Origin of the sequence: Megasphaera massiliensis (assembly GCF_036305205.1) — a bacterium.
Classification (GTDB): Bacteria; Bacillota; Negativicutes; order Veillonellales; family Megasphaeraceae; genus Megasphaera; species Megasphaera massiliensis.
The window spans coordinates 1-7,062 of the sequence record NZ_JAXIXE010000020.1; the positions used below are offsets into that span (position 1 = coordinate 1).

A 7,062-nucleotide genomic window follows, 5' to 3' on the forward strand; every position below is an offset into this window, starting at 1 on the left:
AGTTCGATGTATTCGGTTTTCCTCACGAAAGTGAGGTGATCAGCATGAGTGTCTATGAGGCATTGTCATTAATGATTGCATTTGCAACGTTGATCGTGCTGGTTATTTCAGCTCATTAATATTAATTTTTAACTGAAAAAAACCGCATACCAAGCGGTACACGGCCTTCTTCAGACTCAAAATCAAAGAGGAGAGCCGATGTGCAGCCATCGGACTATCTCTGTTTTTATTTTAGCATAGTTTATCAAAAAAAGGAAGGAATAGACAGACCCTTTCCGAATTACGAAAAAGGCCTGTCTCGTACCGGTCCCCGTAGAGATTCCGGCACTCTCGTATTTCAATATAAGCGATAAGCCTATGAATGTCAAGTGGCTGACTCTTGAGAACAAGGAAAACCATGAACAGGTTTCGTATTATCAAGCGTCAAAAAGACGGCTGAATATGCCATTTCATGTCAGAAAAGGGGTATAATATATATAGCAAGTAAATTACATATAGTTTTTATTTTTTATAGCATTAGGCATGCATATTATTCTATATTGACCAGGGAGTAATAATCAACACGCAAACCATTCGAAACGATTGCGGGGTTAAGGAAGTAATTCTCTGTGTAACTTCAAAAATCAGAAATAATAGAGCTATGGGGGCAAGCAATATGGACTTAAAATTTTTTATGACCTACTATATCATGTTTCCGCTAATAATTTTATGGCTTGTCAAATCATTTATATTAAAAAAATTCTTAACTAAAAAAGAAATTGTCATAACCAGGTATGCCCCGCCTAAGTTTTTTTTATTTGCTAACATCCTTTTCATATTTGCATTACTATATTCTATTTATGTAAATATATATGCATTTTCATTAGAAATCATGAAAACTTCTTTAAATCTTTTATCAGGGGCTTTCTTATTATGGTTTTCAGTTATAGTCTATGCTAGATGTAAGTTTTTTAGAATTCATAATCAAAAAAGAGACGCTTATATTGATGTTTTTCTTTTTCTTATATTAATATTGATAATATACATATAGTATTGCTGCTAGACTCAGATTAGGACTGCTTTTTATCCCATTCTATTTCTTCTTATATAATCATTGTTTTATTCTCTCTTATTTTGAAGGCTTAATTTTCCGATAAGTATTGATTATCGGAAAATTAAGTAATCATCAATATAAATGAGCTTCTTGCCGCCATCATTTCCGCCCATATTTTATAAAATGGCATCGAGCTTTTTCATGGCTTCTTTATTGCGTTTATCCGTAATCGTATCGTAGATGTTGGCCGTCGTGGCAATGGAGGAATGGCCCAGGCGTTTGGAGACATAATCCAATTCGATGTTATTTTCCAGCATCATCGTGGCGTGGGTGTGCCGGAAGGAATGGAAGCTGCCGTTGTTGAATTCTTTTTTGCACCACATGTTAAAGTAGCGCATGTCGTTGCTGGTCATGGATCGGCCGTCCTGACGAGTGCAGACGAAGTCATTGTCCCGATAGTCGCTGCCGTAGAGGCGGCGATTTTTGGCCTGCTGCTCTTTATGGCGGACGAGGGCCTTGTATAATGTCTCATTAAAGGGAATGGTCCGCAGGGAGGATTTCGTCTTCGGCGTCGCCTTGCAGACCGGCGTTCCCGTCTTGTCATATAAGGTACTGTCCACGGAAATGGTGCGGTTTTCCATGTCGATATGGGACCACTGCAGGGCCAGACATTCGCCGACGCGAAGGCCCGTGCAGTAAGCAATCATGCAGGGAGCGTAATATTTATGCCCCAAGGGAAAAGTTTGAAAGATATGATCGATTTGGTGGCGCGAGAAGATGAAAGGCTTTTTCCGGGGAATGTCGAACTTCGGCATCTTGACGTTGGCCATGGGATTGGCCTCGATATACTGGCGATTGGACACGGCCCAGCGCATGCCGTCGTTAAAGACCGTGAAAATCGTCTTGACCGTCGATCGGGAATAGCCTTTCTGTTTCAGCATATTGAGCCAGTCCTGGATCTCTGCCGTCGTCAATTCGCTCAGCTCATATCCGCCAAAACGGGCACCGATATGCCATTTGATGACGCCCTTATAGGCGTCGTAGGTGTTGGGACCTAAATTGATTTCGACATCTTTTTCCAGCCATTCTAAAAAGAAGGGCATGACTTCCATCGCCGGTTCCGCATCGTGTTCCGGATCATCGAGGGCTGCCATGGCCTGCCGATAGGCTTTAGCGGCCTGGGCGTACGTCGTACCTCCGACTCGTTCGACTCGTTTGCGGCCCGTCCCGTCTGCTGCCGGATATTCGATTGTATAATACCATTTCTTGCCGCGCTTACGAAGATACACGTCGCACCGCCTCCTTTATTCGTATTGTACAATAATAATCGGGGATATGCAACAAATGTTCTCGTCCTATTTGCCCGTATAAGGAAAGATAGACGTACGGCACATATAATCCTGTCGAAAAATTCTTAAAAAAGCTTAAAAAGGGAAATAGGCCTATTTAATTAAAGATATAACGATTATAGAACAGTTGTTCTCTGAGCCGGTCACAAGTCTCGCTAAACATATGTTCTAAATACAAAAATCGACGGATGTAGTACAATACATATTGAAACCATCGCTCCCAGGGGAGCAGAAAGGCCGATTTATGGCACCTTTGATTACAACTTATACGGGAAAGCATTTTGACATCACGAATATGGATCCCGAAACCATTTCCATCGAAGACATAGCTCACGCCTTGTCCCTCATTTGCCGCGGCAACGGTCATGTGAAGACCTTTTATTCCGTCGGCCAGCATTGCCTGCAATGCGCCTATGAAGTAGAAGCCCGCAGCGGATCCCCGCGACTCATCGTGGCCGCGCTCTTACATGACGGCACCGAGTGCTACATGTCCGACGTACCGCGGCCGTTAAAAGCCGTCATGCCCGGCTATTCTGAGACGGAAAAAGCCCTGTTAAACCTCATCTATGAAAAATACCTCGGCAGTCCCTTGACAGACGAAGAAATGAAGTTCCTCAAAAGCATCGACGACGACTTCCTGTGGTATGATCTGACCTACTTGCTGGATGATAAACCGGAGGGGCAAGCCCCGACCGTTCGCGTCATGCCGGACTACACCGTTCGCCCCTTTGCCGACGTCGAGAAAGACTACCTGGCCTTGTTCCGCCGCTATGCACCAAAAATCTCGAAAGGAGAATAACCCCCCATGAACATACAAATCTTCGGCACGACAAAGTGCTTCGATACCAAAAAAGCCTTGCGCTACTTCAAAGAACGGAAAATCCCCGTCCAATTCGTCAACCTGAAAGAAAAAGGCCTGAGTAAAGGCGAATACAATAAAGTCAAACAAGCCGTCGGCGGCCTCGACGCCATGCTCGATACCAACTGCAAGGACAAAGATACCTTGGCCTTAATCCAATACGCCGTCGACAGCGAAAAAGACGCCAAGATCTTAGAAAACCAGCAAGTCCTAAAAACACCCATCGTCCGAAACGGTGCCAAAGCCACCATAGGCTACGTACCGGACGTTTGGAAAACCTGGGAATAAGAAGCTTGCCGGTTTGATTACAGGCATACAATCCCCAAAACACAATAAAGCCCCAACAGCGAGATAGGCGCTATTGGGGCTTTATTGTTATAACATTTAGGCTCTCGATTGGGTTTAGTATCTTTTGGGGCGATGGGGGTGTTCTTTATCATGACAATTTCTGCAAATAACCTCTAAATTTTCTGGACGATTGTCATATTTATTTCGGTTTTTATGATGAACTTCAATAAATTTCTTTTGTTCATATGATTCAGCTCGGAAGTGGCACCGTTCGCATTCCCATCCACGGTTTTCTTTTATAGATCGAGATAGGACGGGCCAATTTACGGCATATGACTCATCGGATAAGGATCGACTCATAAAAGTATCCAATGATTGAAAACGGAATCCAGTTTTTATCCTTTTCTTTACTTCGGACATGTAGTATCGCTGAATATCAAAATTTACACGGTGATATCCTTGATAATCTAAATATAATTCATCATAGCAAAATTTGCACAATCGAAGAGGCATGATTTTGTCTGAATACTCCCCATCAGGATTCTTAATTCTTACATGAAATAAGCCGTCATGTCTCGTTGTCATGATATATCGACTTTCGTAGTTTCTAACGAATGAACATGGATAGATATGAAATCTGTTTTCATATCTTCCCGGTTCTGGATCAATCCCAGCGTACTCTTTTCTTAGCAATTTAGGATAGGCAAAATAAGGGAGACCGGTAGCGGTATGAAATGAATTCGTTAATTCTTCATCCGTTAAGCCACTGAAAGAAACATCTTCTAAAACCTTTACCGATTCCAGTTTATGAATGTATTCGGGAAGAGGAGAAAGTACTACCGGTATTTTTTTTATAGAGGAGGGCTTGGATTCCCCAATAATAGTATATAATTGATTTAACTTTGTTATTAATTTAGGTTCCCTTGGTTTTCTTCTCATAATATATTTTCCTCGATAGCTTTTACCGTTGCCTCGTCGTTGACAACCACCTTGAATTCAATTCTTCTCGATGCATCGAAGTCTTCAGAGCCATCTTCTTTTTTTATAATCTGACTTGATGAAAGGCCGTTTGCTGTTAATTTTTCTTTAATCAATGAATGGTAGGGAACTAGTTCAGGCAGTGAAAGTGCGAATTGTATGATGGCACGCGTGCGATTTTGTGATAGCTCCATATTTTTAATGTAGGCATCATTCGCAGTGACTAATTGTCCGTTATTGTTTGCAAACCATTCTGTCGAGGTATGGCCTTCAATTCGAATTTCTTTTATTTTATCCGGGTCTTTTTCATAAATATCACTGATAGATTTTATATATTTAGGAAGAAAGACTTGTAACGTTGCCCGAAATTCAGGCGTCAATTCTGAAGATCCCACTAGGAAGCGACCGTCGCCTTTATCAAAAGAAGCAGCTCCAACATTATTTTCTTGATCTAAGTTATATCTTTTTATTTCTTCCGCCGAAAAATTCTGTTTTATACTTTCTTGCAGTTCTCTTCGTACTTCATTAGAGGCTCCGGTAATCTTTTTTATCTCATCCTGGGCCTCCGACAATCCTTGATTCATGAGTATGGCAATAAACAGAAAAAGAACGAGTAAGCCCGACATTAAATCGGTATTTGAAATCCAAATAGAGGTTTCATCATTTTCACGCTTTCGCATTCGTTATCACGACCTTCATCTCATTTTCAGCGGCTATTAGTTCTTTTTATTATTCAAATCTTTTTGCAGATTTTTAATTAAAACATCCATCGATGAAATATCTTTTACATACCGATCACGAGCGCTGCGCAGCACATCGGATACAATGGAGATACAATCCGAAAGATTCCGACTCATCATGTCGTTATATTTCTTTTGAGCATCTAACATTTGATTGTTATATCCGGAATTTAAAGCTGTCAGGTGTTCAACGATTAATCCATATTCTTTTACGATGGCATCGTGTCCATTTTTTATGATTTTATCCTGCGTTGAAGCATCTTGTGAAACCAACTTAAGTTGTGCGGAATACTCTTTTATGGCATCCGATTGTTCCTGAATGCTTTCACGAAGGTTCTTCATATGAATATCTAATGCATTCAGAGTCGATGTAATAATACGATTCGTACTAGCCACCGTATCCAATGTCTTCGTGACAGTATCTTCTACACCGGCCGAAATATCCTCGTTCATTTGCTGTAAGACGGATTGCACTGATTTAAATGCTTCAATATTTTCCAAGAGACTTTCTTCAATGTCGTTATATTTTTCAGTAAGAGGTGCAAATTTGTTTGCAATATCCTCTGTGTTTTGGTATAGGGTAGTTAGGGATGCATTCGTTTTTTCTATCGGTTCCTTCAACTCTAAGATGGATTGATTAATAACCTCTACCGCAATATTAGTAGATTCTAATTTTGTATTTAATGTCGAGACAGTAGTTTGCGTATTTTTTAAAGTGCTGTCAATTTGACTCATCGAATCTTCCATAGCGCTTAATGTAACGGAAAAGGTATCCATCATCGTATCATGCATCTTCTTATGATCTTGGAAAATCTGATTCATAATAGTCTGATTTGATTTTTGAGTCTCTACGATCATTTGTTTAAAGGACTTAATCGTACTGCTCAGTACTTCATTGTTTTTCTTTACCAACACTTCTCCGGCATTGTTCATCGCTTCGGTTAAAGTTTTCTCAAGGAGTGTATTTTGATTTTCTAGTAATTTACTTTGGTCTTTAGTAAAAAGATTATTCCGACCTATCGATGAATCAATACTTTTTAATTGGGTGTAGGAATCAGCGATATCACTTTTAATATCGGATAGTTTCTTATAAAAGTCGATTTCATCAAGGGAAGAGGGAACCTTTGTATCTTCTTTTTTTTGTTGAAAAAACTTATCTTCTTCTTTTTTTAAATAATTTTTAGCAGCGATTGAATAGGCCAAGCCAATAATCGAAGTGATAAAGGCTAATTTCAAGCCGCTTAATAACATAGTAATAGCATTTTCTTGTCCAGCATCGTAAGAAAAGAGAATGGCAGCGACACCGACAAAGGTATAAAAAGTCCCTTGAGCAACCATAAGTGTAGGGTAAATACTAGTATAATTACTGTTATCCTTCACATCTTTTTCCATCGATTTCCAATAACCTCTACATAGATAGATTGAAAAACCGATGGGTACAATACCGATAATAAATTTTATAATATTTATACCGACACCAAGATAATAACTACCGTTTCGTTGCACTGGGTCCCCATAGGTACCTAACAATGTAAAGAGAAAAACGAGATACGCTGTAATGAGTAAAAATCGCGCTCCATATTCTTTTTTCACTAATTTATCCGCTGAATAAAAAATGGCGCAACATATAATAGCAAAAGCAAAAATTGAAAGTAGAAATCTTGTCAAAGAAATTTCGGTTGTTCCAGGTGGCGCATAAGCAAAAATTTCTAAAATAGCAGGAAACAAGGGAACCACTCCTTTTAAAATTTATATAATCCTATATTTTATTGTACTAATATAATGAATTTATTTCAATAATATGTACATATATTA

At 39.7% G+C, this 7,062-nt stretch carries 7 protein-coding genes; 3 read left to right on the plus strand and 4 right to left on the minus strand.

Annotation, left to right across the window (positions count from 1 at the left end; translation table 11 throughout):
* Nucleotides 1-71 precede the first annotated feature (71 nt).
* Nucleotides 72-119 (plus strand): hypothetical protein, encoded by a 48-nt coding sequence (locus UCI88_RS11425; protein ID WP_353867035.1) that lies wholly within the window; start codon nucleotides 72-74, stop codon nucleotides 117-119.
* Nucleotides 120-1,209: 1,090 nt separating this feature from the next.
* On the opposite strand, the gene UCI88_RS04415 is transcribed toward UCI88_RS11425, so the two are convergent.
* Nucleotides 1,210-2,322: a tyrosine-type recombinase/integrase gene (locus tag UCI88_RS04415; protein ID WP_256180170.1), complete on the minus strand. Its 1,113-nt coding sequence runs from the start codon at nucleotides 2,320-2,322 to the stop codon at nucleotides 1,210-1,212.
* Nucleotides 2,323-2,626: 304 nt separating this feature from the next.
* Here UCI88_RS04415 and UCI88_RS04420 point away from each other — a divergent pair, with 304 nt between their 5' ends.
* Entirely contained in the window at nucleotides 2,627-3,181 is a 555-nt protein-coding gene (locus UCI88_RS04420; RefSeq protein ID WP_256180169.1) for an HD domain-containing protein, read from the plus strand.
* 6 nt (nucleotides 3,182-3,187) lie between these two features.
* A complete protein-coding gene (locus tag UCI88_RS04425) occupies nucleotides 3,188-3,529 on the plus strand; it encodes an arsenate reductase family protein (RefSeq protein WP_044503820.1) in 342 nt (113 codons plus the stop codon).
* A gap of 114 nt (nucleotides 3,530-3,643) precedes the next feature.
* On the opposite strand, the gene UCI88_RS04430 is transcribed toward UCI88_RS04425, so the two are convergent.
* The 3 genes from UCI88_RS04430 to UCI88_RS04440 are packed head-to-tail and all read right to left on the minus strand — an operon-like array spanning nucleotide 3,644 to nucleotide 6,975.
* On the minus strand, nucleotides 3,644-4,468 hold the full coding sequence (locus UCI88_RS04430) for an HNH endonuclease signature motif containing protein (RefSeq protein ID WP_044503819.1): 825 nt from the start codon (nucleotides 4,466-4,468) through the stop codon (nucleotides 3,644-3,646).
* Complete coding sequence (locus tag UCI88_RS04435) at nucleotides 4,465-5,187, minus strand: OmpA family protein (protein ID WP_044503818.1); 723 nt, start codon at nucleotides 5,185-5,187, stop codon at nucleotides 4,465-4,467. Before UCI88_RS04435 ends, UCI88_RS04430 begins: the two co-directional genes overlap by 4 nt.
* A 36-nt stretch (nucleotides 5,188-5,223) precedes the next feature.
* A complete protein-coding gene (locus UCI88_RS04440; RefSeq protein ID WP_256180168.1) occupies nucleotides 5,224-6,975 on the minus strand; it encodes a hypothetical protein in 1,752 nt (583 codons plus the stop codon).
* Between the last annotated feature and the right edge of the window lie 87 nt (nucleotides 6,976-7,062).

Bases quoted from the DNA above. Each gene is read 5' to 3' on its own strand.
- UCI88_RS04420 (WP_256180169.1), top strand. From the start codon at position 2,627: ATGGCACCTTTGATTACAACTTATACGGGAAAGCATTTTGACATCACG.
- UCI88_RS04425 (WP_044503820.1), top strand. From the start codon at position 3,188: ATGAACATACAAATCTTCGGCACGACAAAGTGCTTCGATACCAAAAAA.
- UCI88_RS04430 (WP_044503819.1), bottom strand. From the start codon at position 4,468: ATGAGAAGAAAACCAAGGGAACCTAAATTAATAACAAAGTTAAATCAA.
- UCI88_RS04435 (WP_044503818.1), bottom strand. From the start codon at position 5,187: ATGCGAAAGCGTGAAAATGATGAAACCTCTATTTGGATTTCAAATACC.